This window comes from Sphingomonas sp., assembly GCF_013812825.1.
Lineage (GTDB): Bacteria > Pseudomonadota > Alphaproteobacteria > Sphingomonadales > Sphingomonadaceae > Sphingomicrobium.
In genome coordinates, this window is record NZ_JACCSU010000035.1 from 1 (window position 1) to 24,661 (window position 24,661).

The 24,661-nt window shown below is 65.7% G+C and carries 28 protein-coding genes, 1 tRNA gene and 1 pseudogene; 25 read left to right on the forward strand and 5 right to left on the reverse strand.

Annotation, left to right across the window (positions count from 1 at the left end; all coding sequences use genetic code 11):
• The 3 genes from H0T81_RS12755 to H0T81_RS04530 form a co-directional block, all read right to left on the reverse strand.
• A partial coding sequence (locus tag H0T81_RS12755) for a hypothetical protein (protein ID WP_366474086.1) occupies positions 1-166 on the reverse strand: 166 nt, incomplete at its 3' end.
• Positions 167-172: 6 nt separating this feature from the next.
• Complete coding sequence (gene cobS / locus H0T81_RS04525; protein ID WP_294010324.1) at positions 173-1,177, reverse strand: cobaltochelatase subunit CobS; 1,005 nt, start codon at positions 1,175-1,177, stop codon at positions 173-175.
• Positions 1,178-1,250: 73 nt separating this feature from the next.
• Positions 1,251-1,925, reverse strand: a complete 675-nt coding sequence (locus H0T81_RS04530) for a winged helix-turn-helix transcriptional regulator (protein WP_294010326.1) — start codon at positions 1,923-1,925, stop codon at positions 1,251-1,253.
• Positions 1,926-1,989: 64 nt separating this feature from the next.
• On the opposite strand from H0T81_RS04530, the gene H0T81_RS04535 reads away from it, so the two are divergent.
• From H0T81_RS04535 to H0T81_RS04570, 8 genes and pseudogenes are all read left to right on the forward strand, one after another.
• Positions 1,990-2,445, forward strand: a complete 456-nt coding sequence (locus H0T81_RS04535) for a VOC family protein (RefSeq protein WP_294010328.1) — start codon at positions 1,990-1,992, stop codon at positions 2,443-2,445.
• Positions 2,446-2,456: 11 nt separating this feature from the next.
• Positions 2,457-3,131, forward strand: coding sequence for a glutathione S-transferase family protein (locus tag H0T81_RS04540; protein WP_294010330.1), 675 nt, complete (start codon positions 2,457-2,459; stop codon positions 3,129-3,131).
• Positions 3,128-3,481, forward strand: a pseudogene (locus tag H0T81_RS04545) (DUF1428 family protein); the annotation flags it as partial. The gene H0T81_RS04540 and the pseudogene H0T81_RS04545, both read left to right, overlap by 4 nt.
• A complete protein-coding gene (locus H0T81_RS04550; protein WP_366474087.1) occupies positions 3,467-3,865 on the forward strand; it encodes a DUF1428 domain-containing protein in 399 nt (132 codons plus the stop codon). The pseudogene H0T81_RS04545 and the gene H0T81_RS04550, both read left to right, overlap by 15 nt.
• A gap of 25 nt (positions 3,866-3,890) precedes the next feature.
• Positions 3,891-4,388, forward strand: a complete 498-nt coding sequence (locus tag H0T81_RS04555; protein WP_294010332.1) for a VOC family protein — start codon at positions 3,891-3,893, stop codon at positions 4,386-4,388.
• Positions 4,381-5,046 (forward strand): dihydrofolate reductase family protein, encoded by a 666-nt coding sequence (locus H0T81_RS04560; protein ID WP_294010337.1) that lies wholly within the window; start codon positions 4,381-4,383, stop codon positions 5,044-5,046. Before H0T81_RS04555 ends, H0T81_RS04560 begins: the two co-directional genes overlap by 8 nt.
• Entirely contained in the window at positions 5,043-5,723 is a 681-nt protein-coding gene (locus tag H0T81_RS04565) for a glutathione S-transferase family protein (protein WP_294010339.1), read from the forward strand. Before H0T81_RS04560 ends, H0T81_RS04565 begins: the two co-directional genes overlap by 4 nt.
• Before the next feature lie 64 nt (positions 5,724-5,787).
• Positions 5,788-6,519 (forward strand): SIMPL domain-containing protein, encoded by a 732-nt coding sequence (locus H0T81_RS04570; RefSeq protein WP_294010341.1) that lies wholly within the window; start codon positions 5,788-5,790, stop codon positions 6,517-6,519.
• A gap of 30 nt (positions 6,520-6,549) precedes the next feature.
• Here H0T81_RS04570 and H0T81_RS04575 read toward each other — a convergent pair whose 3' ends face one another.
• Positions 6,550-7,095 carry a J domain-containing protein gene (locus H0T81_RS04575; RefSeq protein ID WP_294010421.1) on the reverse strand — a complete coding sequence of 182 codons (546 nt, stop codon included), beginning with the start codon at positions 7,093-7,095 and terminating at the stop codon, positions 6,550-6,552.
• Between the two features lie 68 nt (positions 7,096-7,163).
• Here H0T81_RS04575 and H0T81_RS04580 point away from each other — a divergent pair, with 68 nt between their 5' ends.
• From H0T81_RS04580 to H0T81_RS04650, 15 genes are all read left to right on the forward strand, one after another.
• Positions 7,164-7,460: a BolA family protein gene (locus H0T81_RS04580; RefSeq protein WP_294010343.1), complete on the forward strand. Its 297-nt coding sequence runs from the start codon at positions 7,164-7,166 to the stop codon at positions 7,458-7,460.
• A 5-nt stretch (positions 7,461-7,465) separates the two neighbouring features.
• Entirely contained in the window at positions 7,466-8,323 is an 858-nt protein-coding gene (locus H0T81_RS04585; protein WP_294010344.1) for a DUF4349 domain-containing protein, read from the forward strand.
• Entirely contained in the window at positions 8,320-9,222 is a 903-nt protein-coding gene (locus H0T81_RS04590; protein ID WP_294010345.1) for a pirin family protein, read from the forward strand. The genes H0T81_RS04585 and H0T81_RS04590 overlap by 4 nt, the downstream gene beginning before the upstream one ends.
• A 62-nt stretch (positions 9,223-9,284) precedes the next feature.
• Positions 9,285-10,265 (forward strand): alpha/beta hydrolase, encoded by a 981-nt coding sequence (locus H0T81_RS04595; protein ID WP_294010347.1) that lies wholly within the window; start codon positions 9,285-9,287, stop codon positions 10,263-10,265.
• 13 nt (positions 10,266-10,278) lie between these two features.
• Entirely contained in the window at positions 10,279-10,743 is a 465-nt protein-coding gene (gene nusB / locus H0T81_RS04600) for a transcription antitermination factor NusB (protein WP_294010349.1), read from the forward strand.
• A complete protein-coding gene (thiL, locus tag H0T81_RS04605) occupies positions 10,743-11,705 on the forward strand; it encodes a thiamine-phosphate kinase (RefSeq protein WP_294010351.1) in 963 nt (320 codons plus the stop codon). The genes nusB and thiL overlap by 1 nt, the downstream gene beginning before the upstream one ends.
• A 172-nt stretch (positions 11,706-11,877) precedes the next feature.
• On the forward strand, positions 11,878-14,046 hold the full coding sequence (locus tag H0T81_RS04610; protein WP_294010353.1) for a sodium-translocating pyrophosphatase: 2,169 nt from the start codon (positions 11,878-11,880) through the stop codon (positions 14,044-14,046).
• Between the two features lie 120 nt (positions 14,047-14,166).
• Positions 14,167-14,415, forward strand: a complete 249-nt coding sequence (gene infA, locus H0T81_RS04615) for a translation initiation factor IF-1 (protein WP_037551703.1) — start codon at positions 14,167-14,169, stop codon at positions 14,413-14,415.
• A 10-nt stretch (positions 14,416-14,425) separates the two neighbouring features.
• A complete protein-coding gene (locus tag H0T81_RS04620; protein ID WP_294010358.1) occupies positions 14,426-14,998 on the forward strand; it encodes a nucleoside triphosphate pyrophosphatase in 573 nt (190 codons plus the stop codon).
• Between the two features lie 13 nt (positions 14,999-15,011).
• A complete protein-coding gene (locus H0T81_RS04625) occupies positions 15,012-15,935 on the forward strand; it encodes a ribonuclease (RefSeq protein WP_294010359.1) in 924 nt (307 codons plus the stop codon).
• The gene (gene yacG / locus H0T81_RS04630) at positions 15,919-16,104 is read left to right on the forward strand and encodes a DNA gyrase inhibitor YacG (protein WP_294010362.1); all 186 of its coding nucleotides are present in this window, start codon (positions 15,919-15,921) and stop codon (positions 16,102-16,104) included. The genes H0T81_RS04625 and yacG overlap by 17 nt, the downstream gene beginning before the upstream one ends.
• A 55-nt stretch (positions 16,105-16,159) precedes the next feature.
• Positions 16,160-16,235: transfer RNA gene (locus tag H0T81_RS04635), tRNA-Phe, on the forward strand.
• A gap of 55 nt (positions 16,236-16,290) precedes the next feature.
• Positions 16,291-17,391 carry an NAD-dependent epimerase/dehydratase family protein gene (locus H0T81_RS04640; RefSeq protein ID WP_294010364.1) on the forward strand — a complete coding sequence of 367 codons (1,101 nt, stop codon included), beginning with the start codon at positions 16,291-16,293 and terminating at the stop codon, positions 17,389-17,391.
• 73 nt (positions 17,392-17,464) lie between these two features.
• Entirely contained in the window at positions 17,465-18,721 is a 1,257-nt protein-coding gene (locus H0T81_RS04645; RefSeq protein WP_294010366.1) for a glycosyltransferase family 4 protein, read from the forward strand.
• A 472-nt stretch (positions 18,722-19,193) separates the two neighbouring features.
• Positions 19,194-21,143 (forward strand): nucleoside-diphosphate sugar epimerase/dehydratase, encoded by a 1,950-nt coding sequence (locus H0T81_RS04650; protein ID WP_294010369.1) that lies wholly within the window; start codon positions 19,194-19,196, stop codon positions 21,141-21,143.
• Here the strand turns inward: H0T81_RS04650 and H0T81_RS04655 are convergent.
• Positions 21,140-22,114, reverse strand: a complete 975-nt coding sequence (locus tag H0T81_RS04655) for a UDP-glucuronic acid decarboxylase family protein (protein WP_294010371.1) — start codon at positions 22,112-22,114, stop codon at positions 21,140-21,142. The genes H0T81_RS04650 and H0T81_RS04655 overlap by 4 nt on opposite strands.
• A gap of 92 nt (positions 22,115-22,206) precedes the next feature.
• On the opposite strand from H0T81_RS04655, the gene H0T81_RS04660 reads away from it, so the two are divergent.
• Both H0T81_RS04660 and H0T81_RS04665 read left to right on the forward strand, forming a co-directional pair.
• Positions 22,207-23,016, forward strand: a complete 810-nt coding sequence (locus tag H0T81_RS04660; RefSeq protein WP_294010373.1) for a TylF/MycF/NovP-related O-methyltransferase — start codon at positions 22,207-22,209, stop codon at positions 23,014-23,016.
• 107 nt (positions 23,017-23,123) lie between these two features.
• On the forward strand, positions 23,124-24,638 hold the full coding sequence (locus H0T81_RS04665; protein ID WP_294010375.1) for an O-antigen polymerase: 1,515 nt from the start codon (positions 23,124-23,126) through the stop codon (positions 24,636-24,638).
• Positions 24,639-24,661 lie beyond the last annotated feature (23 nt).

Below are 24,661 nucleotides of genomic sequence, written 5' to 3' on the forward strand. Positions count from 1 at the left end.
GCCGCGGCTCGAGCGACGGCCCGGGCAGCGGCACCCGCGCGATCTTGCCCGACGGCGGCGCGACCTCCGAGGCGAACACCACCTCGACCTCGGGATCGCGGGCGATCGCCCGCGCCGCGCCGGCCAGCGCTCGGCGGAACTTGTCGAGTGGAGCCGGCTGGGTCATCGACCCTTACGCCTTTCCGACCACGCTCTCCGGCAGGTCGGTCCCGAAAACGCGCTGATAATATTCGGCGATCAGCGGCCGCTCGGACTCGTCGCACTTGTTGAGGAACGACACTCGGAAAGCGAAGCCGATGTCGCCGAAAATCAGCGCATTCTGAGCCCAGGTGATCACCGTTCGCGGGCTCATCACGGTCGAGATGTCGCCGTTGATGAAGCCCTGCCGCGACAGCTCGGCGACCTTGATCATCTTGTCGACCTCGGCCTTGCCGTCGGGGTGGTCATATTCGCCCGACTTGGCGAGCACGATCTGCGCCTCGACCGCCGCCGGCAGATAGTTGAGCGTGGTGACGATGTTCCAGCGGTCCATCTGCCCCTGGTTGATCGCCTGGGTGCCGTGATAGAGGCCGGTCGTGTCGCCAAGGCCGATGGTGTTGGTCGTCGCGAACAGCCGGAACCAGGGGTTTGGGCGGATCACCCGGTTCTGGTCGAGCAGGGTCAGCTTGCCCTCGACCTCCAGCACCCGCTGGATGACGAACATCACGTCCGGGCGGCCGGCGTCATATTCGTCGAACACCAGCGCGACCGGATGCTGCAGCGCCCATGGCAGCAGCCCTTCGCGAAACTCGGTCACCTGCTGGCCGTCCCTGAGGATGATCGCGTCGCGGCCGACAAGGTCGATGCGGCTGATGTGGGCATCGAGGTTGATTCGGATGGTCGGCCAGTTCAATCGCGCCGCGACCTGCTCGATGTGGGTCGACTTTCCGGTGCCGTGATAGCCCTGGATCATCACCCGGCGGTTGCGGGCAAAGCCGGCGCAGATCGCCAGCGTCGTGTCGGGGTCGAACACATAGGCCGGGTCGAGGTCGGGGACTCGCTCGTCGGCTTCGCTGAACGCCGGCACTTCCATGTCGCTGTCGATCCCGAACAGGTCGCGCACCTTTGCGATCTTGTCGGGCGACGCCATCACGGTGTCGCTTCGGCTCTCGGGATCGACGTTGGAAAGATCGTTCATGACTCGGGGCCTTAAGCCAGGGGCGCCTTTGCCTCAACAAGCGTACGCCTCAATAAGGCGCCTCAATGTGGGATCAGCCTACCTTTGGCGGCAGCGGGAAGAGCGTTGTGAAACGCTTCCCAAGCTCCATGTCTCCCTCGACCCCGATCGAGTCAAGCGGAGCGCCGCCATAGACCACCGCGGCGAGAGCGGTCGGGGCGGCCGTAAAGACCACGTCGCAGCCGTCGGGCGGACCGCGCTCCACCGTGATTTCCCCGTCATGCAGGCGAGCGACATAGCCGCTTTCGCCGAAGCGGAAGCCGATCCGGGCGTCGATGCCGCGGGCGTTGTCTCGGTCGATCATCGTTCGGAACGACAGCAGGATCGAGACGCCGCTGATCGGCAGAGTCGGGTCGTGCCGCGGCGAGCGCGCCGCCCAGCGGCCGAGCGCCTGGACGATCGGCTCGGCCTCGAGCCCCCAGTCGGTGGCCCCGTAAACCTGGACCGAGGCCGGCGGCGGCAGCCGCGACTTTCGCGCCAGGCCGCGCCGTTCGAGCTCGACCAGCCGCTGGGCGAGCACATTCGAGCTGATCCCGGGAAGGTCGGCCTTGAGCTCGGAAAAGCGCCGGGGTCCAAGCATCAGTTCACGCAGCACCAAGAGCGCCCAGCGCTCGCCGATCAGATCGAGCGCGTGGGCGGTTCCGCAGGCGTCGTCATAGCAGCGCTTTGCCTCGCTTTGCCGCTCCTCGGTTAGTTTATCTAACTGCACGGTTGCAATTTAGGAGCAACGCCGCCAAAAGGCAAGCGAATCGAGTCGCACGAAGGGGAAGCCAATGTCCCGAATGATCTTCATCAACCTGCCGGTCACCGACCTGGCCCGGTCAATCCGCTTCTACGAGGCGATCGGCGGCCGCAAGGAGCCGAAATTCTCCAACGAGCAGGCGGCGATGATCATGTTGTCGGACAGCATCAACGTGATGCTTCTGACCCGCGACTTCTATGCGACCTTCACGGCCAAGCCGATCGCCGACGCGAATCGCACCAGCCAGGTGATCCTGGCGCTGTCCGCCGACAGCCGGGAATCGGTCGACGCAATGGTCGACGCCGCGGTGTCGGCCGGCGGCAAGGCCGACCCGGGCCCGAAGCAGGACATGGCCGGGCTGATGTACGGCCGCAGCTTCGAGGATCCGGACGGCCACCATTGGGAGCCGATGTGGATGGACTCCAAGGCCGCCGAGCAGGGCGCGTCGGCGTTCGACGAGACCATGGCCACCGCCGATCGCCACTGAGGAGCACGCCAATGCCCGTCGATCCCAGTGCCGAGATTGAAATCACCGCCTTCGCCTGGGTGCCGGATTTCGCCAAAGGGCTGGTCCGCGACCTTCGAGTCCGCTGGGCGCTGGAGGAGATCGGCCTGCCCTATCGGGTGCGCCTGCTCCACGGCGAGCGGCCGCCGGAATATTATCTCGAACAGCCGTTCGGCCAGGTTCCCGCGTACCGGGATCCCGAAGTCCAGCTGTTCGAGAGCGGCGCCATTCTGATCCACCTCGGCCTGAAGGACGAGCGGCTGCTGCCGACGGCAATCGAGCCGAGGATGCGCGGCATCGCCTGGCTGATCTCGGCGCTCAACAGCGTCGAGCCGATGTTCTTCGAGCTCATCAACATCGACATTTTCAACAAGGGCCAGGCGTGGACCGAAGAGCGCCGGCCGCAGGTTCTCGACCGCATCCGAGCGCGGCTCGCGCTGCTCGCCGAGGCGCTCGGCGACCGCGACTGGTTCGAGGGCCGCTTTTCAATCGGCAATCTGATGATGGCGACCGTCCTTCGGAACCTGCGCCACACCGACCTCGTCGCCGAGCAGCCCAGGCTCGCGGCGTTCCTCGAGCGAAGCCAGCAGCGCCCGGCGTTCCAGCGGGCGCTCGCCGACCAGCTCGAAGTCTTCAAGCAACACCAACCGGAAGGAGCAGCAGCATGACCTATTTCGAGGGATTCATCGCCCCCGTCCCCGAGGCCAACAAGGAGGCTTATCGCAAGCATGCCGCCGACGCGGCGCCGATCTTCCAGGAGTTCGGAGTGAAGCGGCATGTCGAGGCCTGGGACAGCGATATTTACGAAGGCAAGGTCACCGACTTTCGAATGGCGGTGAACGCCAAGCCGGACGAGAAAGTGGTCTTCGCCTGGTTCGAATATCCGTCGAAGGAAGTTCGCGACTCGGTCAACCAGAAGATGATGAGCGATCCGCGCATGAAGGAGATGGGCGAGACCATGCCGTTCGACGGCAAGCGCATGATCTACGGTGGCTTCGAGGCCATTGTCGAGGAAGGCAGCGAGCGCGGCGATTATGTCGACGGGTTCGTCGTCCCGGTCCCCGACGGCAAGGTCGACGCCTATCGCGAGCTCGCCTCGAGAATGGCGAAGGTCTTCCGGGATTTCGGCGCGACCCGCATCGTCGAGGCGCTGTCGAACGACGTCCCCAAGGGCGAAGTCACAGATTTCTATCGCGCCGTGAAGGCCGAGGACGGCGAGAAAATCGTCTTCTCCTTCATCGAATGGCCCGACAAGGAAATCCGCGACCAGGCCTGGAAACAGATCATGGCCGACGAGAGCCTGAAGCCCGAAGGCGAGATGCCGTTCTCCGGCCAGCGCATGTTCTGGGGCGGCTTCGAGACCATCCACGACACCGCCGAGGCGCAATTGGCGCACGCCTGACCCGCTCGGGCGAAGGAGACGAGACATGTCCGACAAGCTTGTGACTTGCCTGTGGTTCGACAAGGGCGAGGCGCGCAAGGTCGCCGAATTCTACGCATCGGTGTTTCCCGACAGCCGCGTGGGCAAGGTCAACACCGCGCCCGGCGACTTTCCGGGCGGCGAGCAGGGCGAGGAGCTGACGGTCGAATTCACGGTGCTCGGCCGGCCATTCATCGGCCTCAACGGCGGCCCCAACTTCAAGGCCAATGAGTCGGTGAGCTTCATGGTCATGACCGACGGCCAGGCGGAAACCGACCGCTATTGGGATGCGATCGTTGGTCAGGGCGGCGAGGAAAGCGCTTGCGGCTGGTGCAAGGACAAATGGGGCTTTTCCTGGCAGATCACGCCGCGCGTTCTGATCGACGCCACCACCAATCCCGACAATGCCGTCGCCAAGCGCGCGTTCGAAGCGATGATGACGATGCGCAAGATCGACGTCGCCAAGATCGAGGCGGCGGTGCGCGGCGAAGCGGTCGATGCGTAAGATCATCGGCGCCGCGTTCGTCTCGCTGGACGGGGTCATGCAGGCACCCGGCGGTCCGACCGAGGACCCGACCGGCGGGTTCGACAAAGGCGGCTGGCTGGCGCCGTTCTTCGATCAAGAAACCGGCGAGGCGATCGACAGGATTTTCCACGAGCCGTTCGACCTGCTGCTCGGCCGCCGGACCTATGACATCTTCGCCGCTTACTGGCCCTATGCGGAAGGCGAGAGCAAGCCGATGGGCGAGATGTTCGACCGCATCGGCAAATATGTGGTCACGCGCAGCGGCGCCCCACTCGAGTGGCAGAACAGCCATAGGCTCGAGAGCCTGGATGCGCTGGCCGAGCTCAAGCGAACCGAGGGGCCGGATCTGGTGATCCAGGGCAGCAGCACGCTCTATCCGCAGCTGCTCGCCGCCGGCCTGCTCGACCGGCTGACGCTGATGAGCTTCCGCCTGGTTCTCGGTAAAGGGAAACGCCTGTTCGGCGAGGGCACCCCGGCCCGGACAATGAAAATTGTCGACCACAAAGCCTCCGCGAACGGAAACATCATCGCCACCTATGAACCGGACGGCGAGGTCGAGACCGGCAGCTTCGCATCGCCCGACCCCTCCGCGGCCGAGCTCGAACGGCGCGAGAAGGTGGAGGCGGGCAGCTGGTGACGCTCGCGCTCTACGGCCACCCTTTCTCGTCCTACACCTGGAAGGCGCTGGTCGCGCTTTACGCCAACGGCACGCCGTTCGAGTTCCGCGAAATCGATCCGTCCGTGCCGAAGTACGAAAGCTTCACCGGCAAGGCGCATCCGTCGGGCCAGTTCCCGGTGCTGGCGGACGGCGACGCGGTCGTCGTCGAGACGAGCGCGATCATCGAGCACCTCGCGGTCCATCACCCTGGTCCCGCCCCGCTTATCCCGGCCGATCCGGCCAAGGCCGCGGTGGCGCGGATGATCGACCGGGTGTTCGACCAATATGTGATGGGCAACATGCAGCGGGTCATCGCGGCCTACTTCGTCGACAAGGACGATCCTGCAGCGGGCGGGATGAGGGACGAGCCGTTCGCGCCCGAGATTGCGGCTGGAAAGGCGGGGCTTCGGCGGGCCTATGCCTGGCTCGAGCGGTGGCTGTCCGAAAACGCGCTGCCGCCGCACGTCTCGCTCGTGACCTGCGCCGCCGCGCCATCGCTGTTCTACGCCGACTGGATCGAGCCGATCCCCGGCGACTGCCCGCGCCTCGCCGCCTTGCGCACCGAGCTGCTTGCCCTGCCGGAGGTGGTGCGCTGCGTCGAGGATGCGCGCCCCTACCGCCCCTTCTTCCCGTTTGGAGCGCCTGACCGCGACTGATGATCGGCAGCGGTTGACCACCCCGTGTTACACTATATCATGCAGGCTTTTCGGGGAGCTTGCCATGCGCATCGTCGTCGTCGTCGCCCTTGCCGCCGCATCCCTGGCCGCCTGCGACCGGGCGGCACCCGATCCACGCGGAGTGGGCCGCAACGAAACCCTGCTGACGGTCAGCGCCAGCGGCCGAGCCGACACCCGCCCCGACGAGGCGCGGCTGCAGCTCGGGGTCCAGTCGCAGGCGGGCAGCGCCGGCGAAGCGAGCCGCCGCAACCGCGAGAAGATGGACAAGGTGACCGCCGAGCTCACTCGCCTCGGGGTCAAGTCCGAAGCAATCCAGACCCGCAATCTCAGCCTGCAACGGATCGATCATGGCCCCGAGCGCGGCCGATTCCGAGCCTACAACACGGTCGAGGTCATGCTTCGCGACATGACCAAGGTGGGTGATGCGGTAACGGCCGTCACCGAGGCCGGCGCCAACGTGCTGTCCGGGCCCGACCTTCGGGTGTCGAACCGCGAAGCCGCCAACCGGTCCGCCTACGCCGAAGCCTACAAGGCCGCGCGGGCGCGAGCCGAGGCCTATGCGTCGGCGGCCGACCTCGAGATCGCGCGCGTGCTGGCGATTTACGACGGCGGCGAGAGAAATGTGCCGCCGCCTTATGCGCGCTACGGCAGCAGCATGGACGCGGTCGCCCAGACCGCCGCTCCGCCACCGCCTCAGGAGGCGGCGCCGTTCAGTCCCGGAGTCAACATAACCGAGGTCCAGGTGCGGGTCGATTTCGCGCTCGCCGAGAAATGATCGGGCGGCACGGAATCAGGCGCCAAGGAATCAGGCGAACGCGGTCGCTTTCCTGAGCAGCTGGTAGGCGTCGATCACCTCGCCGAGCCGGGTTTCGTGGCTTCGGTCCCCGCCATTCTTGTCGGGGTGGTAGCGGCGGACCAGTTTCGAATAGCGGTTGCGCAGCGCGTGGCGGTCGCAATCCTCGCCCAGGCCGAGCACCGACAGAGCGCGCCGCTCGGGCTTCGAGAAGCGGGGAGAGCTCCCTTCGCGAGCATGGCGGAACCGCGCCGCGATCGCGTCGAGCGGATCGGCGAAATCGCTCCACACGGGGGTGGCTCCGGCCGTCGGCGAGAAAGCCCTGACCGAGCGCTCCCAGCCGCCATAGGGGGTTTGGGCGGCCGAAATCTCCTCCGGGCTCATGCCGTTGAAATAATTGTAGGCCGAATTGTGCTCGCGGACATGGTCGAGGCACAGGAAGCGCCAATTGCCCGGCCCGTTGAAATTGGCCGGCTCGAGCGGCGCCTTATATTCGCCGGGCTCGCCGCAGCCCGCGACCGCGCAGCGATCCCTCGCGCCCTCGACCCGCCCGTGCATTCTTTGATTGCGCGACGCCACCGACCGTCCCAGCTTCCTCACTTCCTCAGCCGGCCTATATAGGCGAAATGAACGCACCTTCCACCGGTCCGGTGGCAAGCGAAATGCTTCGCCGGCTAGCCGCCCTTTCCCCGAGCCGCCTCGAGCTGGTCGACGACAGCGAGGAGCACCGCGGCCACGGCGGCTACAACCCGTCGGGCGAAAGCCATTTCACGCTCCGGATCGAAAGCCCCGTCTTTGCCGGCAAGTCGCGCCTCGAGCGGCAGCGCATGGTCCACAAGGCGCTCGGCGACCTGCTCGACGAGCGCGTCCACGCGCTGTCGATCACGGCTCGGGTGCCAACCGAGGATGATGAGGGGAGTTAAATCCAATGCAAACGAAGATCGGATTGTGCCTCGCTGCTAGCCTTGCGTTTGTCTCCTGTTCCGGCCCCGGGGGCGAAGAGGCCACGCACGAAGATCTTGCCTCTCCGCAGGTTTCCCCGACCGCTGCGCCGGGCGTCGCCTTCAGGTTCAGCTACGATTACTCCCTCGACGATGGCATGATCTCGAAGGTGCAGGAAGCCCATGCCGCCGCCTGCGAGAAGCTCGGCGTTGCTCGATGCCGGATCACCGGTCTTCGTTATCAGATCGACGATGAGGACCGGGTCAGTGGAATGCTGCAAGTTAAGCTCGATCCGCGGATTGCACGCCAGTTTGGCAAGCAGGCGACGGCCACCGTCGAGCAAAATGACGGAAAGCTGGTCACCGCCGAATTCAACGGCGAGGATGTCGGCTCGCAAATCAGCACCACCCAAGAGCGGCAGGCGGACCTGCGGGCTCGCATCACCGAAATCGAACGGCGCCTTGCATCGCTGAATGCTGGGGACCGAGAGGCCACGCAACTGCAAGCACAACTCGAGCAGCTCCGCCGCGAGCTGAGCGAAGGACGGGCGCAGATTGCCGGAGGGCAGCAGCGGCTAGCCAACACGCCCATGACGTTCAATTATTTCGGCGAGGGCGGAATCGCCGGCTTTGACGAAAACCCGATCGAGCAGTCCTGGCGTCTGATGGTGGAGAGCTTCGTGGTCATGGTGAGCGTGCTGCTCAAGGTGATCGGAGCCCTTCTGCCTTGGGCCATCTTGCTGGCCCTGCTCATGCTGTTGTGGCGGTCTCGCCCGATGCTCGCTGTTAGAAGTTGGTGGCGGCGACGCATGGGCAACACCGACGAGCAAGAGTCAGGCACATGACGGTCGATACCCCTGTGCTCCAGACCATCGCTCCGGTCACCCACGACCTTGGCGACTTCAAGGTCCGGCGCGCGCTTCCGACCAGGGAGCGGACGATGGTCGGTCCGTTCATCTTCGTCGACGAGTTCGGTCCGGCGCGCCTGCCGCCCGGCCATGGGATGGACGTGCGGCCGCACCCGCACATCAATCTCGCCACCGTCACCTACTTGTTTGACGGAGCGATCGAACACCGCGACTCGCTGGGCTCGCGCCAGGTGGTCGAGCCGGGCGCGGTCAACTTGATGACCGCGGGCAAGGGGATCGTCCATTCCGAGCGCTCGCCGGCCGACAGCCGCGCCGCCGGCCCGAGCCTCTACGGGATGCAGACCTGGCTGGCGCTTCCCGACGGGCGCGAGGAGGTCGACCCGGCGTTCGACCATGTTCCCGGCGACGGGCTCCCGCTGGTCGAACAAGGCGGCGCTTCGGCGCGAGTGCTGATGGGCACGCTGTGGGGCGCGAGCGCGGCGACTCCGTGCCACTCGCCGACCATCTACGCCGACATCGTCCTCACCGCCCAGGCCAGCATTCCGATCGACGCCGACGCCGACGAGCGCGCGCTGATGCTGGTCGGCGGCGAGGCGGAGCTCGACGGAGTGCCGCTCGAGCCGTACGCGCTCTACGTGCTGGCGCCGGGCCACTCGGCGCGGCTGTCGAGCTCGAGCGAGGCCCGAGCGATGCTGATGGGCGGCGGCGCGTTCGCCACTCCGCGCCACGTGTTCTGGAATTTCGTCTCCTCGTCGCGCGAGCGGATCAACCAGGCCAAGGAAGACTGGAAAGCGATGCGCTTCCCGCTGATCCCCGGCGACGACGAGGAGTTCATCCCGCTTCCGGCCGTGCCGACGACCGTCAGCTATCCGTAATTAGCCCCTCCCCTCGATGGGGAGGGGTTGGGGTGGGGTGGCGTTCGACGTAGAGTAAGGTCATGTCGCGCAGCGTTTCCGGAGAGACCACCCCCACCCAACCCTCCCCCATCGAGGGGGAGGGCTTTAGCGCCGAATTCCGCCGAATCCGCCTGGCCACCGGGGTGACCCTCAACGTCGCGCTCGCCGGCGACCCGCACTCGAAGCCGGTGATCCTGCTCCACGGCTTTCCCGAATCGCATCGCACCTGGCGGGGAGTCGCGCCGCTGCTGGAGGACCGCTTCCGCCTGGTGATGCCCGACCTGCGCGGCTTTGCCGGATCCGACCGGCCGCAGGAGGTCGACGCCTATCAGATGAAGATCATCGTCGAGGACATCTTCGCGCTCGCCGACGCGTTGTCGATCGAGCGATTCGCGCTGGTCGGCCACGACTGGGGCGGGGCGGCGGCCTGGGCGGCGGCGATCCGCGGCAATCCGCGGATCGAGCGCCTCGCGATCGTCAATTCGCCCCACCCGGTGATCTTCCAGAAGAGCCTGATCGAAAGCGCCGAGCAGCGCTCCGCGTCGCAGTACATCAACGCCTTCCGAGCCCCGGGCTTCGAGAAACTGGTCGAGGCGATGGGCTATGACGAATTCTTTGAGAAAAGCTTCGGCGCCCATGTCGACCTGGCGCTGATCCCCGAAGCCGAGAAACGCCAGTACATCGCCGAATGGTCGCAGCCCGGGGCGCTGACGGCGATGCTCAACTGGTACCGGGCGGCGCCGCTGGTCGTCCCGCCGCCGCTGGTCACGGTGCCGATTCCCGATTGGGTCCTGGCTGCATTCCCGAAGGTTCGAATCCCGACCCTCGTCGTGTGGGGCATGCGCGACCGGGCTTTGCTCCCGGTCCAGCTCGAAGGGCTCGAGCGGCTAGTCGAGGATCTGACGGTCGTGCGCCTGCCCGACGCGGGCCATTTCGCGCCGTGGGAAGCGCCGGAGCCGGTGGCGCAGGCGCTTGAGCACTTCCTCGAGCGCGAACCCGCCGCTACAGCGCCCATCCGATGAGCAGCGCTGTCCGATGAGCAACCCTGGCCGTTCCCGCTCGCGTTCCGCAGCCCGCCTGGCCGCCGTGCAGGCCCTGTACCAGCAGGAAATGGAGGGAACCCCGGTCGCGCAACTGCTCAAGGAATTCCACGACCACCGCCTCGGCGCGATGATCGAGGACGCGCAATATGTCGACGCCGAGCGCGAGTTCTTCGACGATCTGGTGACTGGGGTCGGGTCGCGCTGCGCCGAGATCGACGCGGCCATTTCGGCCCGCCTCGCGGCCGGCTGGAGCATCGAGCGCCTCGACCGCCCGATGCGCGCGATCCTACGCGCCGGCGCCTACGAGCTGCTCGCCCGGCGCGACGTCCCGGTCGGCTCGGTCATCTCCGAATATGTCGATGTCGCCCACGCTTTCTACGACAAGCGCGAGAGCGGCTTCGTCAACGGACTGCTCGACGCGATCGCCAAAGAAGCGCGGGCCGCTCCCGCGAGCTGATGAACGAGGCCGAAGCGATCGAGCGGCTGCGGCGGTTCGCGACCGATCCCGCGGCACGGGGCCTCGCCGACGATGCGGCGCTGTTCGAGGGATTGGTGATCACCCACGACAGCATTGCGGAAGGCGTGCACTTCCTGCCCGGCGATCCAGCCGGAAGCGTCGGATGGAAGCTCGTCGCCGTGAACCTGTCCGACCTCGCTGGAAAAGGGGCGACGCCGGCCGCCGCCGTTCTGTCGCTGACCATCAGCAGCGACAGCATTTGGGACGAAGCCTTCCTCAGCGGAGTGGAAGCCGCTTGCACCAGCTACAGCTTGCCGCTGATCGGCGGCGACACCATCGCCCTGCCCGATCAGGCTCCGCGCGTGTTCGGCCTGACGGCGATCGGCCGCGCCGGGCCGAGGACTCCGTCGCGCGGCGGTGCCAGCCCGGGCGACCGGCTGTGGCTGGTCGGCACGGTCGGGGATTCGGCATTGGGGCTGGCGCAGCTCCTCGAAAATCGAAAAGCCGCCGGACTCCTTGTCGACAGCTATCGGCAGCCGATCCCGCAACTGGCGGCGGGCCAGGCACTGGCGCCGCACGCGAGCGCGATGATGGACGTATCCGACGGCCTGCTGCTCGACGCCCGGCGGCTCGCCGCGGCGAGCGGCTGCAGCGCGGTGATCGATCTCGACACCCTGCCGCTGTCGGAATCCTTCACCGCCGAACGCGGCGATGGGCTCGAGGCGCGGCTGTTCGCAGCGACCGGCGGCGACGATTATGCGTTGCTCGCAGCGCTGCCGGACGGGCTCGACCCCTTAACTCTTTCTTTACCTTTGGAGACCAGCATCCGCGCCATCGGGAATCTCGAGGCTGGCGGCGAAATCCTTCGGATCGTCAGCGGAAGTGAGCCCGTCGCGCTGCCGGAGGTGCTTGGTCATGAACATCGCGGCAATCCCGCTTCGCCAGTGGCTGGTCGCTTTTAGCGGCCTCGCTTCGGGCATGGCCGTCGCGCTCCTGATCAACTGACAGTCCGGCACCCTCGCCCGCTTCTCGGGCAGGTTGCAACCCGCCATTTCCCCACATAAAGGGGCGCGAATCCGCCGGCTGCTCCAGCATCGCCGGCTTTTCTGATTTGCCGCCAAACGGGGATTACCAATGGACCTGCTTTTGATCGCGATCGCCTGCGGCGTCGTCGCTGTGCTGTACGGCATCCTGACCAGCCGCCAGGTGCTCGCCGCATCGCCGGGCAACCAGAAGATGATCGACGTCGCCGGCGCCATCCAGGAAGGCGCGTCCGCCTACCTGCGCCGCCAGTACACCGCGATCACCGTCGTCGGCGTCGTCGTTGCCGGCCTCGTTTTCGGCTTCCTCGGCGTGCTTCCGGCGATTGCCTTCATCATCGGCGCGTTCCTGTCGGGAGTCACCGGCTTCATCGGCATGAACATTTCGGTGCGCGCCAACGTGCGCACCGCCGAAGCCGCGCGCACCAGCCTGCAACGCGGATTGACCGTCGCCTTTCGCGCCGGAGCAGTGACCGGAATGCTGGTTGCCGGCCTCGCCCTGCTCGCCATCTCGGTCCTGTTCTGGTTCCTCACCGGCCCGGGCGGCTATGAGCCGAACGACCGGGCGGTCGTCACCGCGCTGACCGCGCTGGCGCTCGGAGCGAGCCTGGTGTCGATCTTCGCCCGTCTCGGCGGCGGAATCTTCACCAAGGCCGCCGACGTCGGCGCCGACCTGGTCGGCAAGGTCGAAGCCGGAATCCCCGAGGACGACCCGCGCAACCCGGCGGTGATCGCGGACAATGTCGGCGACAATGTCGGTGACTGCGCGGGAATGGCGGCCGACCTGTTCGAAACCTACGTCGTTACCGTCGGCGCGACGATGGTGCTAATCGCCTTGCTCGTCAGCACCAGCCCGGCGCAGATGCTGGCGCTGATGACGCTGCCGCTGATCATCGGGGGCGTGTGCATCCTGACGTCGATCGCCGGCACCTTTTTCGTCCGCCTGGGCCGGAAAGAATCGATCATGGGCGCCCTCTACAAGGGCTTCTGGATCACCGCTGCATTGTCGGTCGTGGCCATCTGGGCGGTGATGGCCCTGACCCTGGGCGATCTCGGCGCGGTGATCGGCAGCGCCCGCGAAGCCGCCGGGGCGGACGTCGATCCGACGGTTGCCCGCGAAGCGGTCGAGGGCGGCTTCAACGGCTGGGACCTGTTCTGGTGCTCGATCGTCGGGCTTGCGGTCACCGGACTCATTGTCTGGATCACCGAATATTACACCGGCACCAATTATCGGCCGGTCCAGTCGATCGCCAGGGCGTCGCAGACGGGCCACGGAACCAACGTCATCCAGGGGCTCGCGATCAGCCTGGAATCGACGGCTCTGCCGACGCTGGTGATCTGCATCGGCATCATCCTTTCCTATCAGCTCGCGGGCCTCATCGGCATCGCCTTCGCCGCCACGGCCATGCTCGCGCTGGCCGGAGTGGTCGTTGCGCTCGATGCCTATGGGCCGGTCACCGACAACGCCGGCGGAATCGCCGAAATGTCGGGCATGGAGGACGAGGTCCGAACGCGGACCGACGCGCTCGACGCGGTCGGCAACACCACCAAGGCGGTGACCAAGGGCTATGCGATCGGCTCCGCCGCGCTTGGCGCCCTGGTGCTGTTCGGCGCCTACACCACCGACCTCGAGCATTATGCGAGCGAGCTCGGAGTCGGTGCGGGTGGAATCGATTTCTCGCTGTCCAACCCGTACGTCGTCGTCGGCCTGCTGCTGGGCGCCTTGCTGCCCTATCTGTTCGGCGCCATGGGCATGACCGCGGTGGGCCGCGCGGCCGGCAACGTCGTTCTCGACGTGCGCGAGCAGTTCCGCTCCAATCCCGGCATCATGGACGGCACGTCGCGGCCCAATTACGCGCGGACCGTCGACCTCGTCACCAAGGCGGCGATCCGCGAGATGATTGTCCCCTCGCTGCTTCCGGTCCTCAGCCCGATCGTCGTCTTCTTCGGAATCGCCGCGATCGCCGGCCGCGACCAGGGTTTCGCGGCGCTTGGAGCGCTGCTGCTTGGAGTGATCGTGTCGGGCCTGTTCGTCGCCATTTCGATGACCAGCGGCGGCGGCGCCTGGGACAATGCCAAGAAATATATCGAGGACGGCAATTACGGCGGCAAGGGATCGGAGGCGCACAAGGCCGCGGTCACCGGGGACACGGTCGGCGACCCGTACAAGGACACCGCCGGCCCGGCGGTCAACCCGATGATCAAGATCACCAACATCGTCGCCTTGCTGCTGCTCGCGGCGCTCGCCGGCGGAGCGGCCTGAGGCAGCCGCTGCCGAATGCGACCCGAACTTTGACCGGCGTCGTTTCGCCACCGCCTTCCCTTTTGGCACCTGCCAGAGTAAGGCTCCGCGACTTTTTTCCACCGATTGCAGCGAGGTTGAATGGCCAAGGAAGAACTTCTCGAGATGCGCGGAAAGGTGGTCGAGCTGCTGCCCAATGCGATGTTCCGCGTCGAGCTCGAGAACGGCCATGAGATTCTCGGGCACACGGCTGGCAAGATGCGCAAGAACCGGATCCGGGTGCTGACCGGCGACGAGGTGCTGGTCGAGCTCACTCCCTACGATTTGACCAAGGGGCGCATCACCTATCGCTTCATGCCCGGCCGAGCCGGACCGCCCGGATATCCCTAGGAGCCCCTGAATGCGGCTGATTCTCGCTTCGGCGAGTCCGCGCCGCCTCGACCTGCTCGCCCGGATCGGAGTCGTTCCCGACGCGGTCGTCCCGGCCGAGATCGACGAAAAGGTCGCCACGGGCGAGCTGCCGCGCGACCATGCGCGGCGCCTGGCGATCGAGAAAGCCGAGGCGGTCGCCGCGCTGCAGCCCGAAGCGCTGGTGCTCGCCGCCGACACGGTGGTCGCGGTCGGGCGGCGGATCCTGCCCAAGGTCGAGGACGAGGCGACCTTGCGCGCGTGCATGGCGCTGCTTTCCGGTCGTCGGCACCGGGTCCTGACCGGGGTCGCGCTGGCGGCGCCGGGCGGCTCGACCCGCACTCGCCTGGTGGAAACGAGGATCGCGATGAAGCGCCTGTCGGCCGAGGAGATGGATTTTTACGCCGCCCACGGCGAATGGCGCGGCAAAGCCGGCGGCTATGCGCTCCAGGGCTATGGCGAGGTCTATGTGCGCCACATCGCCGGCAGCTATTCCAATGTCGTCGGGCTGCCGCTCGCTGAAACCCGGCTGCTGCTCAAAGCCGCGGGCTACCCGCTTGGCTGAGCACGTCATTGAGATGGGGATTGGAGAGGTCCGCTATGCCCTTGTCGAGGATGGCGAGATCATAGAGGCCCGGATTGCACCCGAAGGCACCGTCACCGCCGGAACGGTGCTCCATGCCCAATTGATCGAAGTTGGCCACAGCGGCCGCAACGCCGTGGCGGTGGCGGAGGGCGAGGAATATCTGCTGCCGGAAGGAGCACCGGGTGTGACGGTGGGCGCGACCTTCCCGATTGTGGTGACGCGTGAGAAGATTCCCGGCGCCGAGCAGTGGAAGCGGCCGCTGGCGCGGCCCACGGCTGTGAACTTCGTTGGCAACCAGTCGGACGAACGAACGGTCGCCATGCCCGATCGCGACCGGCTGGGGGAATTTGGCTGGGAGGACTTGCTCGACGAGGCTCGAGAGGCGATCGTCCCCTTCGTCGGCGGCGAACTGCGCGTTTCCGTCACTCCGGCGATGACCTTGATCGACGTCGACGGCGCGATTTCGCCTGGCGAGTTGGCAATGGCGGGAGCGCGGGCGGCGGCGAGGGCAATCCGGCGCCATGGCATTGGCGGGTCGATTGGGATCGACCTGCCAACTGTAAAAGGCAGGAGCGAGCGCAACGCGTTGGGCGAAGCAATCGATGCCATCCTGCCCAAACCCTTCGAGCGGACAGCCGTCAACGGCTTCGGCTTCCTGCAAATTGTTCGCCCGCGGAGGCACGCGTCGATGTTCGAGCTGGCCGCCGATCGCGCCCCGTTCGAGGCGCGGGCGTTGTTGCGGCGAGCGGGCCGCGAAACGGGCGCGCTTCGCTTGGCGGCCCACCCAAAAGTGATCGCCGTAATCGAGAGCCATTCCGACTGGATAGCCTTACTCGCCCGGCAAGTCGGCGGCGCCGTCGGGTTGCGGGCCGATGCATTGCTTCCCATTTCGGCGGGCCATGCCGAGCCCGCCTAAAGCCAAGCCCTGCCCGCTCTGCGGCAAGCCCGCGGCACAGGCGCACGCTCCATTCTGCAGCCGCGGCTGCAAGGACCGCGACCTGTTGAAATGGCTCGGCGAAGGCTATCGGATTGCGGGTCCTCCGGCCGACCCCGAGAGGGTGGACAGCGAAGACGGCGAGGGTTAGGGACCGCCGCGCTCGAGCGGGCTTCCACGCTCGTCAGCGCCGCCCGAAAAGTTGGGCCCAGGTAGCTCAGTTGGTAGAGCACGTGACTGAAAATCACGGTGTCGGTGGTTCGATTCCGCCCCTGGGCACCATCTTTGTACGTAACTATAACAGGAAGAAGGGGCGCAAGTTTTGGGCGAACGAGTATTGGTCACCGGGGGCGCGGGCTTCATCGGCCGCGCCGTCACCACCGAGCTTCTTGCCAGAGGCAACCAGGTTCGTGTTCTCGACAGCTTGATTGAGCAGGTTCACGGCGACTGCGAGTACCCGCAAGACCTGCCTGCCGACGCCGAGCTGATCCGCGGCGACATCCGCAACAAGAACATCGTCGCTCGGGCGCTGAGGAACGTCGACAGCGTTGTCCACCTCGCCGCCGAAGTCGGTGTCGGTCAGTCGATGTACGCGGTCGAGCGTTACACCTCGGTCAACGAAGTCGGCTCGGCGGTGCTGTTCGAAGCGCTAATCGAGCAGCCTGTGCGGCGCGTCGTCACCGCTTCGTCGATGAGCATCTATGGCGAAGGCCTGTACGTCGATGCAGACGGCAATCGGGTCGAAGACGCCGAGCGGCAGCCGCGCACCTCGTCCGACCAGAGCTGGGAGCCGCTCGACGCACAGGGCCGGCCGCTGCGACCGGTGCCGACGCCCGAATGGAAGCGCCCGAGCCTCTCGTCGATCTACGCGCTCGGCAAATATGTGCAGGAACGCCAGACGCTGATGATGACCCGCGCCTACGCAATGGAGGGCGTGTGCCTGCGCCTGTTCAATGTCTACGGTCCGGGCCAGGCGCTTTCCAACCCCTACACCGGCGTGCTTGCGATCTTCGCCTCGCGGCTCTTGAACGGCCAGCCGCCGTTGATTTTCGAGGATGGCGAGCAGCGGCGGGACTTCGTCCATGTCGGCGACGTCGCGCGGGCGTTTGCCGATGCGCTCGTCTCCCCGCATGCCGATGGCGAGGTGTTCAACATCGGCTCGGGCAACGACCGCAGTGTCGCGAACGTGGCGGGCGCGCTCGCGCAGGCGATGAATTGCGACGGCGTTGGGCCGGAGATCGCCGGCAAGTCGCGCATCGGCGACATCCGCCACTGCTTCTGCGACGGCAGCAAGGCCGCCGCGCAGCTCGGTTTCACCGTGCGGGTGGATTTCCAGCAGGGTCTCGCCGAGCTTGCCGAGTGGGTCGCCAGCCAGACCGCCGACGACCGGGTCGACCAGGCCCGCGCCGAGCTCGAGGCGCGAGGGCTGGTCGCATGAACGCCCGGTCGATCAACATCACCCAAGTGGACCTTTTCGAAGCCGTCAGCACGCGCTGATAACCATGCAATCCATGTCCGCGAAGCGGGTCCTGTACCACATGGCCTATCCCCAGCGCCTGGCGGGGGCCAACCGGGCAATGGTCCGTCTGGTGCGGAACCTTCCACCGGAATACGAGCCCGTCGTGGTGCTGACGGGCGAGGGAATGGCGGCGGACGAGTTTCGTGAAGCAGGCGTGGAAACCTGCGTCCGCAACCCGGGGCCGATGCTGAGCCGGTACGGAAAAGCCATGCTCCAGTGGTCCGCGAGCCAGACCGCGAAGGCGGCCGCTACCGAGCTGGTTCCGTATACGCTGCGAATGGTGCGCTTCATGCGCGCCAGGAACATCGCCCTGGTCCACGCGTCAGACGGGCGCTCGGCGCTGCTGGTGGGCGCCGCCGCGCGGCTGGCCGGGCGGCCGCTGGTGACGCACGTGCACGGCGACCTTCCGTTCAGCGGAATCGGGGTGCTCCCGCTGCTCCATTTGTCGCACCGGATCGTCGCCTGCGCGCATGCGGTGGCGGCCGGACTTCCCGCGGCGGCCCGCCGCAAGACGACGGTGGTCCACTACGGGACCGAGGACGTGGCGGAGGGAGTCGCCCCGGCTCCGTCCCTGGCCGCATACCGGGCCGACGGCCGGGTAGTCGTGGCGTGCATCGCGTCCGTGGTGCCCTTCAAGGGGCATGCGTACCTGCTGGACGCGGTGGCCGAGCTCAACGAGCGCGGCCTGCGCGACCGTGCCGTCTTCGTCTGCGTGGGCGACTTTCCGGAGGAGTACGGGGAGTACCAGCAGTGGCTGCTCCGTAAAAAGGCGGAGCGGAAGCTGGACAACGTGGTGTTCGCGGGCTGGCAGTCGGATCCGTTCGGATTCTACGCAGGCGCGGACCTGTGCGTGCTTCCGTCGGTTCGCTCGGCCCGGCTGGCCATGGGCAGCCGGGTGCTGGACGTGCGCGGGAACGAGGGGTTGCCGGTCAGCCACATCGAAGCCATGTGGTTCGGCCTTCCACTGGTAGCAACCGACATCGGCGGCGTGCGCGAGCTGGTGATCGAGGGCGTAAACGGAACCGTGGTCCCGCCGGGGGATGCCGGAGCCCTGGCCGGGGCGCTGGAAGCGCTGATCCGCGACCCGCAGCTGCGCGCGCGGATGGGTGCCGCGGCGCGCCCGATGGCGGAGCAGCGGTTCTCGCTCCGTGCCTTCGTCCAGGGCATCACGGACGTGTATGCCGGGTTGCTGGGCACCGGAGGCACGCGGGTGCAAGGGGAACCGGGCGGAGAGGCGGGGCGGGGATGAGCGCCGGAACGCCGCGCGCGGTATACAGCAATTTACTGTTGCCGGGGTCGGCGGAGCACCCTCCATCTAGCTTGCAAAGCCGATAGCCCAACTTCGCGGATGTGTTCCCCCATCCGGCCAATTTTTGGCCGATGTGGGATCGCACACGAGGCCTGCGAAAATAGGGTGCTTATTGCTGCGAACGACGGACGTGGCTCTCCGGCCTCAAAAATGACCCGGCTTCTCGCGAGACAAGTGCGGATTTCCGGGATAACTGCGTCTGGGACCAACAAAGTATCGAACGCGTCTCGGCGAGCGGATAAACGAATGGTGCACCATTCCAGATCCGGCTCCCTGCGCGGCCGCGCTGATGCGGACGAGCAACAGCTGGCCGGAGAAGTGGAACCGATTTGTCACGCGGCCGTCATTGCCTCGGTATAGCGGCTCCGATAGGTTCGCGCCGCCGAGATCCTGAGAAAGAGGCGAAACTCGAGTGAACCCCGTCCTCAAATTCATCCGGCGGACTGCCGAGCTGCCGCGCGGCGCGCGAGCGGCCCTGGTGGCACTCATCGACATTGTCCTGTGCACGGCGGCGGCGCTGTTTGCCTTCTGGCTGCGGCTTGGCGAGTGGTACCTGTTCGACGAGCCGGTCCTGATTTTCCTGGCGATCGCGATCCCGACCTGGCTGACAATTGCGATCAGCACCAAGACGTACCGGTCGCTGGTCCGGTTTTCGGGCGCCGAAACCATCCGGCAATTGGCCATTCGCTGTGGCCTGATGTCGCTCGTGCTCGCGGTGATCCTGGTGCCGTTGCGGGTGCAAGGCATCCCGCGGACGCTCGCCGTGCTGCATCCGCTGGTCTTCATGCTGGCGCTGGCCGGCAGCCGGCTGGGCCTCAGTTCGCTGCTGCTTCAAGCGCTTTACAGCGGGCCGCTGCGGCAGAAGCGCAAGCGAGTCCTGATTTACGGCGCCGGTTCGGCCGGGCAGCAGCTGGCCAATTCGGTCCGCGAGGATCCGCAGATTCGGGTGATCGGGTTTGTCGATGAAAATCCGTTCCTGTCCAACCGTTCGGTCGAGGGAAAATCGATTTGGCACACCGATGAGCTCGAGCGAATCCTCGCGCTTGAGGATGTCGACGAGGTCTTCCTTGCACTGTCGACCGCGAGCCGGTCGACGCGACGCCAGATCGTCGAACGCCTTCGGGTCAGCGCTCCCACCGTGCGAGTACGGATGCTTCCAAGCATCTCCGAGATCGCCTTCGAGCAGGTCTCGATCAACGACCTGCGCGACGTCCAGATCGAGGAGCTTCTCGGTCGAGACGAGGTCGCCCCCGATCCGGATCTGATGGTTCGCAACATCGCTGGAAAGTGCGTGATGGTCACGGGGGCCGGCGGATCGATCGGCAGCGAGCTGTGCCGGCAGATCATCATCCAGCAACCGCAAACGCTCGTCCTGATCGAGCGGTCGGAGCACGCCCTTTATCTGATCGACGCCGAACTCAGGGAGCTCAAGGAGCGCGAAGGCCTGAACGTGCAAACCGTGCCCGAACTGGCCGATGTGGCTCTGCCCGCCGAATGCACTCGTGCCTTTGAAATGTGGCGCCCGGACACCGTGTTCCATGCCGCCGCCTACAAGCATGTTCCACTGATCGAGGGAAATCCCCTCCAGGGGATCCGCAACAACGTGTTCGGGACGTTGAACGTCTGCCTGGCCGCCGAAGCGGTCGGGACCGGCACCTTCATCCTGGTGAGCACCGACAAGGCGGTTCGGCCAACCAGCGTCATGGGCGCGTCCAAACGGATCTGCGAGCTGATCATCCAGGCCCGGGCCAAAGCCCAGCCGGCAATGACCTACAGCGGCGTGCGATTTGGCAACGTGCTCGGTTCGAGCGGCTCGGTCGTCCCGCTGTTCCGGCGGCAGATCGAGAAGGGCGGGCCGGTCACCGTCACCCACGCGGACGTCACCCGCTATTTCATGACGATTCCCGAGGCGTCACAGCTCGTTATCCAGGCCGGGGCCCTGGCCGAGGACGGCGACATATTCCTCCTCGACATGGGCGATCCCGTCCGGGTCCGCGATCTTGCCCGCTCGATGATCGAGCTGAGCGGCCTGTCGGTCCGCGATGAATCCAATCCGGACGGGGACATCGAGATCACCGAAATCGGTCTTCGCCCGGGAGAGAAACTCTACGAGGAGCTGCTGATCCAGGAGGGCGGACATCCGACTTCGCATCCGCGGATCGTCCGGGCGCGGGAGTCGATGATCGACTGGCTTCATCTTCAGCAGCGCCTGCAGAAGCTCGGCGAAGCGATTGATCAGGGTCATGAAGACAATGCGATGAATCTGCTTCGTCTGCTGGTTCCGGGCTACCCAGGAATGCCCGAGGAGCGCGTGACGCCGCCGATCGATCCGCCGCTCGAGCGCAACGTATCGATGAACTAGGCGGGCGCGGCGGCCGCGGCCAGCTCCCGGAAATAGGCAATGGTGTGGCGCAACCCGTCCTCGAGCGGAGTCCGAGCTTGCCACCCAAGCAGGGTGCGGGCCTTGGTGATGTCGGGCTTGCGCTGCCGCGGGTCGTCGGCCGGAAGCTTGGCGTGGACCAGGTCGGAGTCCGAACCGGTAATCGCAATCACCTGCTGGGCAAGTTCCGCAATGGTGAATTCCACGGGATTGCCGAGGTTGATCGGGCCGGTGACGTCGTTGGGCGACTGCATCAGCGCGATCAGTCCATCGATCAGATCGTCGACATAACAGAAGGAGCGGGTCTGCTCGCCGTCGCCGTAGATGGTAATCGGCTCGCCGTTGAGCGCCTGGATAATGAAGTTCGAGACCACCCGCCCGTCGGCCGGGTGCATCCTCGGCCCGTAGGTATTGAAGATGCGCGCGACCTTGATCCGCAGCCGGTGCTGGCGGAAATAATCGAAGAACAGGGTTTCGGCGCACCGCTTGCCCTCGTCGTAGCAGGAACGCGGGCCGATCGGGTTCACATTGCCCCAATATTCCTCCGTTTGAGGATGGACCGCGGGATCGCCGTAGACCTCGCTGGTCGAGGCCTGGAGGATCTTGCAGCCGAGGCGCTTGGCGAGCCCCAGCATGTTGATCGCGCCGTGCACCGAGGTCTTGGTCGTCTGGACCGGGTCGTGCTGGTAATGGATTGGGGAGGCCGGGCAGGCGAGGTTATAGATTTCGTCCACCTCGACGAACAGCGGGAAGGTGACGTCGTGCCGCAGGAACTCGAAGTGCGGCTGCCCGAGCAGGTGGGCGACATTCTGCTTGGTCCCGGTGAACAGATTGTCGACGCAAAGAACCTCATGGCCCTCATCGACCAGCCGTTCACACAGGTGCGAGCCGAGAAAGCCAGCGCCCCCCGTCACCATCACCCACTTGCGTAAGCTGTATCCCGCTCGCGCCATTGTCGAATTACTCCAGACCCCTTCGCGCCAGCCTATGGAGATCGGCTCCTGGGGCCGCAAGACCCTGTGGCTTGACAAGGCCAAGGCAAGTGATGAAGCCCCCCGCCAATCCCCGCCGTGCCTTTTTCCCGGGCAGCCAGTTCAAGTTGGAGCCGCGCGAGCGTATGCGTTCCTTCCTCGCCCGTCACCTGACGACTTTAGGGCAACAATTCACCGGGCTTCAGGGGCTGATCCCCGAACTCGGGCCAGACGACAGGGAATTGCTGGCCGCCGCTCGCGGGCTGTCGATGACCTCGCCGATCGCGCGATGGGAGTTCATCCAGGCGATCCGCCACGTCGAGGCCAACGGCATCGCCGGTGACATCGTCGAGTGCGGCGTGTGGCGGGGCGGACATCTCGTCATCGCCGGATTGCTGAGACAGCGCCTGGGCTTCGACCGTCAAATCTGGGCGTTCGACACATTTGCCGGAATGACCGCGCCCAGCGAGGCCGACTTCAAACCGGGCGAAGATCTGGACGTAAAAAGGAAGTACGCCACCCTGGACCGGGGCGATCGGAACGAATGGTGCCTTGCGTCCGAGGAGGAGGTCCTGCGTAACTTCGAGGCCCGCGTCGGCAACCGCGATCTCAAAACGATCAAGGGCCCGGTGGAAGAGACCCTGGCGAAACCAGAAAACCTGCCAGAGCGCATCGCGATCCTGCGCCTGGACACCGACTTTTATGAAAGCACCAAGGCGGAACTGAACATTCTCTACCCTCGCCTGTCGCCGGGCGGAGTGATGATTGTGGACGATTATGGCGAATGGGCCGGAGCCCGCAAAGCGGTTGACGAATATTTTGCCGGGCAGCCCATCTGGCTGCACTATGTGACCCAGTCCGTCCGGTTGATGATCAAACCATGAGCACACGCCCGTCTCCCAGGCCATCGTGGACATTGCGAAGCGCAGCCGCCGTCGACACGCAGTCGGTCCCGCGTGTCTTTCAGGTGGTGCTAATAGCCTATGTCCTGTTGACCGGCGAGCTCGTCAAAGGCGTTCAGGCGGCGCTGTTCGGCCTTCAAGGGGGTGGGGACGCGGCGTTTACCGCGGCCACTGTCATCGCCGTCGCGACTGACCTCGCTCGGATTGCTCCACTTCTCTATTATGCCCGACATCCGCTCGGGATCCTCCATCCGCTCATCCTGACGGCGGTCCTTTGGCCGTTGCTGGTCGCGATGCCTCGAACCATCGAGGAGCTAGGCGGATTTGGCGGACTGCTGCTCGGCGAACAGGTTGGCCCACCCTTTTATTCGGGTTTGGGATGGCTGCCGGGCCCAGAAATTTGGCAGGCGGTGGCGTGGTCCAACCTGTGCGAGCTGATCGCGCTGCTGTCGATTTATGTCGGATATTCCCTGGTCCGCGACCGCCGCGTGATCGCGGCCAATAGCGCGACGCGGGGGGTGAAAAAGGAGTTCGACGGCAAGCGTCTCCGCATACTGGCAATCGGCCTCATCGCCGTCAGCGTGGGCGTCCTTCTGGTCCTGATCTCGCTCCGCGGCGGACTTGCTCTGCATTTGGCGGACATGGCTCGCGGCCGGTTTCGCTCCATGGCCGGGCTCGGCCCACTCGTCGCAGCGGTCGACCTGGGTCTTATCGCCCTAATCGTCTGGGTGGCGGCGCGGCCTAATGATGTCAAACGGCCGATCTTCCTCATCCTGATGATTGGTGCTGCCGTCGCCCAGTTCATCAGCAACGGCGCTCGTACCTCCGCGTTTGTAGTCTTCATGCTCGTCGGCCTCACCTGGGCATTGCGGACACGGCGAATCCCCTGGCGCATCGCGCTGATCATGATGCCCGTTTTCTTTCTGTCGCTTGGAGCGCTGAACATCATCCGGTCGTCGGGTCTCGTCGGCGAAACCGCGGCGGAAGCGATTCAGGGGACCAATACCCGCGATATCTTGAGCCAGGCCCAGGAAGAAATTGACCTTCGGCGGTCCGTGCAATCGACCGTGCCGGTAATCTGGGAAGGTCACCACCTGATGGGTGGTCCGCTCTGGGGATCGACCTACGCCGCCGCGGTCCTTGCTTTCGTTCCTCGTTGGATATGGTCGGAGAAGCCGCGAGGGCCGGGCTCGATCTACGCCCAGACCTTTCTCGGCGAAGTCCGGGAGGGAATGGCTGTCCCCGTCAACTCTACGGCCGAGGAATATTGGAACTTCGGTATCCTCGGCGTGATCCTGATTTCCGTTCTGTATGGAGCGCTCATCCATCACGCGCACAACTTCTACATCCGGAGCCCCGACAATCCATTCGTCGTGACCGCCTTCGCATTGTTCGTGTCGTCCTTTAGCCCGTCGACCGACCAGCTTGTGCTCTTCCAGCAGCAGGTGGTGATGTTACTGATGGTCCTTGGAGTCGCGTCATTGTTCGCGTCGAGATGGCGAAGCGACACGTCCCACTATTCACCCTCGTATCGGGCGGCTCTAAGCAGGCCTCATGCGCTTCCTTACCGCCGACCCGAGGCCAGTACTCCGGCTGGATCCTGAATGGGCCATCCGACGCCCCGCAA

Excerpts from the sequence above, each read along its gene's own strand:
- cobS (WP_294010324.1), bottom strand. The coding sequence starts at position 1,177 with ATGAACGATCTTTCCAACGTCGATCCCGAGAGCCGAAGCGACACCGTG.
- H0T81_RS04535 (WP_294010328.1), top strand. The coding sequence starts at position 1,990 with ATGTCCCGAATGATCTTCATCAACCTGCCGGTCACCGACCTGGCCCGG.
- H0T81_RS04540 (WP_294010330.1), top strand. The coding sequence starts at position 2,457 with ATGCCCGTCGATCCCAGTGCCGAGATTGAAATCACCGCCTTCGCCTGG.
- H0T81_RS04555 (WP_294010332.1), top strand. The coding sequence starts at position 3,891 with ATGTCCGACAAGCTTGTGACTTGCCTGTGGTTCGACAAGGGCGAGGCG.
- H0T81_RS04560 (WP_294010337.1), top strand. The coding sequence starts at position 4,381 with ATGCGTAAGATCATCGGCGCCGCGTTCGTCTCGCTGGACGGGGTCATG.
- H0T81_RS04570 (WP_294010341.1), top strand. The coding sequence starts at position 5,788 with ATGCGCATCGTCGTCGTCGTCGCCCTTGCCGCCGCATCCCTGGCCGCC.
- H0T81_RS04575 (WP_294010421.1), bottom strand. The coding sequence starts at position 7,095 with ATGCACGGGCGGGTCGAGGGCGCGAGGGATCGCTGCGCGGTCGCGGGC.
- H0T81_RS04580 (WP_294010343.1), top strand. The coding sequence starts at position 7,164 with ATGAACGCACCTTCCACCGGTCCGGTGGCAAGCGAAATGCTTCGCCGG.
- H0T81_RS04585 (WP_294010344.1), top strand. The coding sequence starts at position 7,466 with ATGCAAACGAAGATCGGATTGTGCCTCGCTGCTAGCCTTGCGTTTGTC.
- H0T81_RS04590 (WP_294010345.1), top strand. The coding sequence starts at position 8,320 with ATGACGGTCGATACCCCTGTGCTCCAGACCATCGCTCCGGTCACCCAC.
- H0T81_RS04595 (WP_294010347.1), top strand. The coding sequence starts at position 9,285 with ATGTCGCGCAGCGTTTCCGGAGAGACCACCCCCACCCAACCCTCCCCC.
- nusB (WP_294010349.1), top strand. The coding sequence starts at position 10,279 with ATGAGCAACCCTGGCCGTTCCCGCTCGCGTTCCGCAGCCCGCCTGGCC.
- thiL (WP_294010351.1), top strand. The coding sequence starts at position 10,743 with ATGAACGAGGCCGAAGCGATCGAGCGGCTGCGGCGGTTCGCGACCGAT.
- H0T81_RS04610 (WP_294010353.1), top strand. The coding sequence starts at position 11,878 with ATGGACCTGCTTTTGATCGCGATCGCCTGCGGCGTCGTCGCTGTGCTG.
- infA (WP_037551703.1), top strand. The coding sequence starts at position 14,167 with ATGGCCAAGGAAGAACTTCTCGAGATGCGCGGAAAGGTGGTCGAGCTG.
- H0T81_RS04620 (WP_294010358.1), top strand. The coding sequence starts at position 14,426 with ATGCGGCTGATTCTCGCTTCGGCGAGTCCGCGCCGCCTCGACCTGCTC.
- H0T81_RS04625 (WP_294010359.1), top strand. The coding sequence starts at position 15,012 with ATGGGGATTGGAGAGGTCCGCTATGCCCTTGTCGAGGATGGCGAGATC.
- yacG (WP_294010362.1), top strand. The coding sequence starts at position 15,919 with ATGCCGAGCCCGCCTAAAGCCAAGCCCTGCCCGCTCTGCGGCAAGCCC.
- H0T81_RS04645 (WP_294010366.1), top strand. The coding sequence starts at position 17,465 with ATGTCCGCGAAGCGGGTCCTGTACCACATGGCCTATCCCCAGCGCCTG.
- H0T81_RS04655 (WP_294010371.1), bottom strand. The coding sequence starts at position 22,114 with ATGGCGCGAGCGGGATACAGCTTACGCAAGTGGGTGATGGTGACGGGG.
- H0T81_RS04660 (WP_294010373.1), top strand. The coding sequence starts at position 22,207 with ATGAAGCCCCCCGCCAATCCCCGCCGTGCCTTTTTCCCGGGCAGCCAG.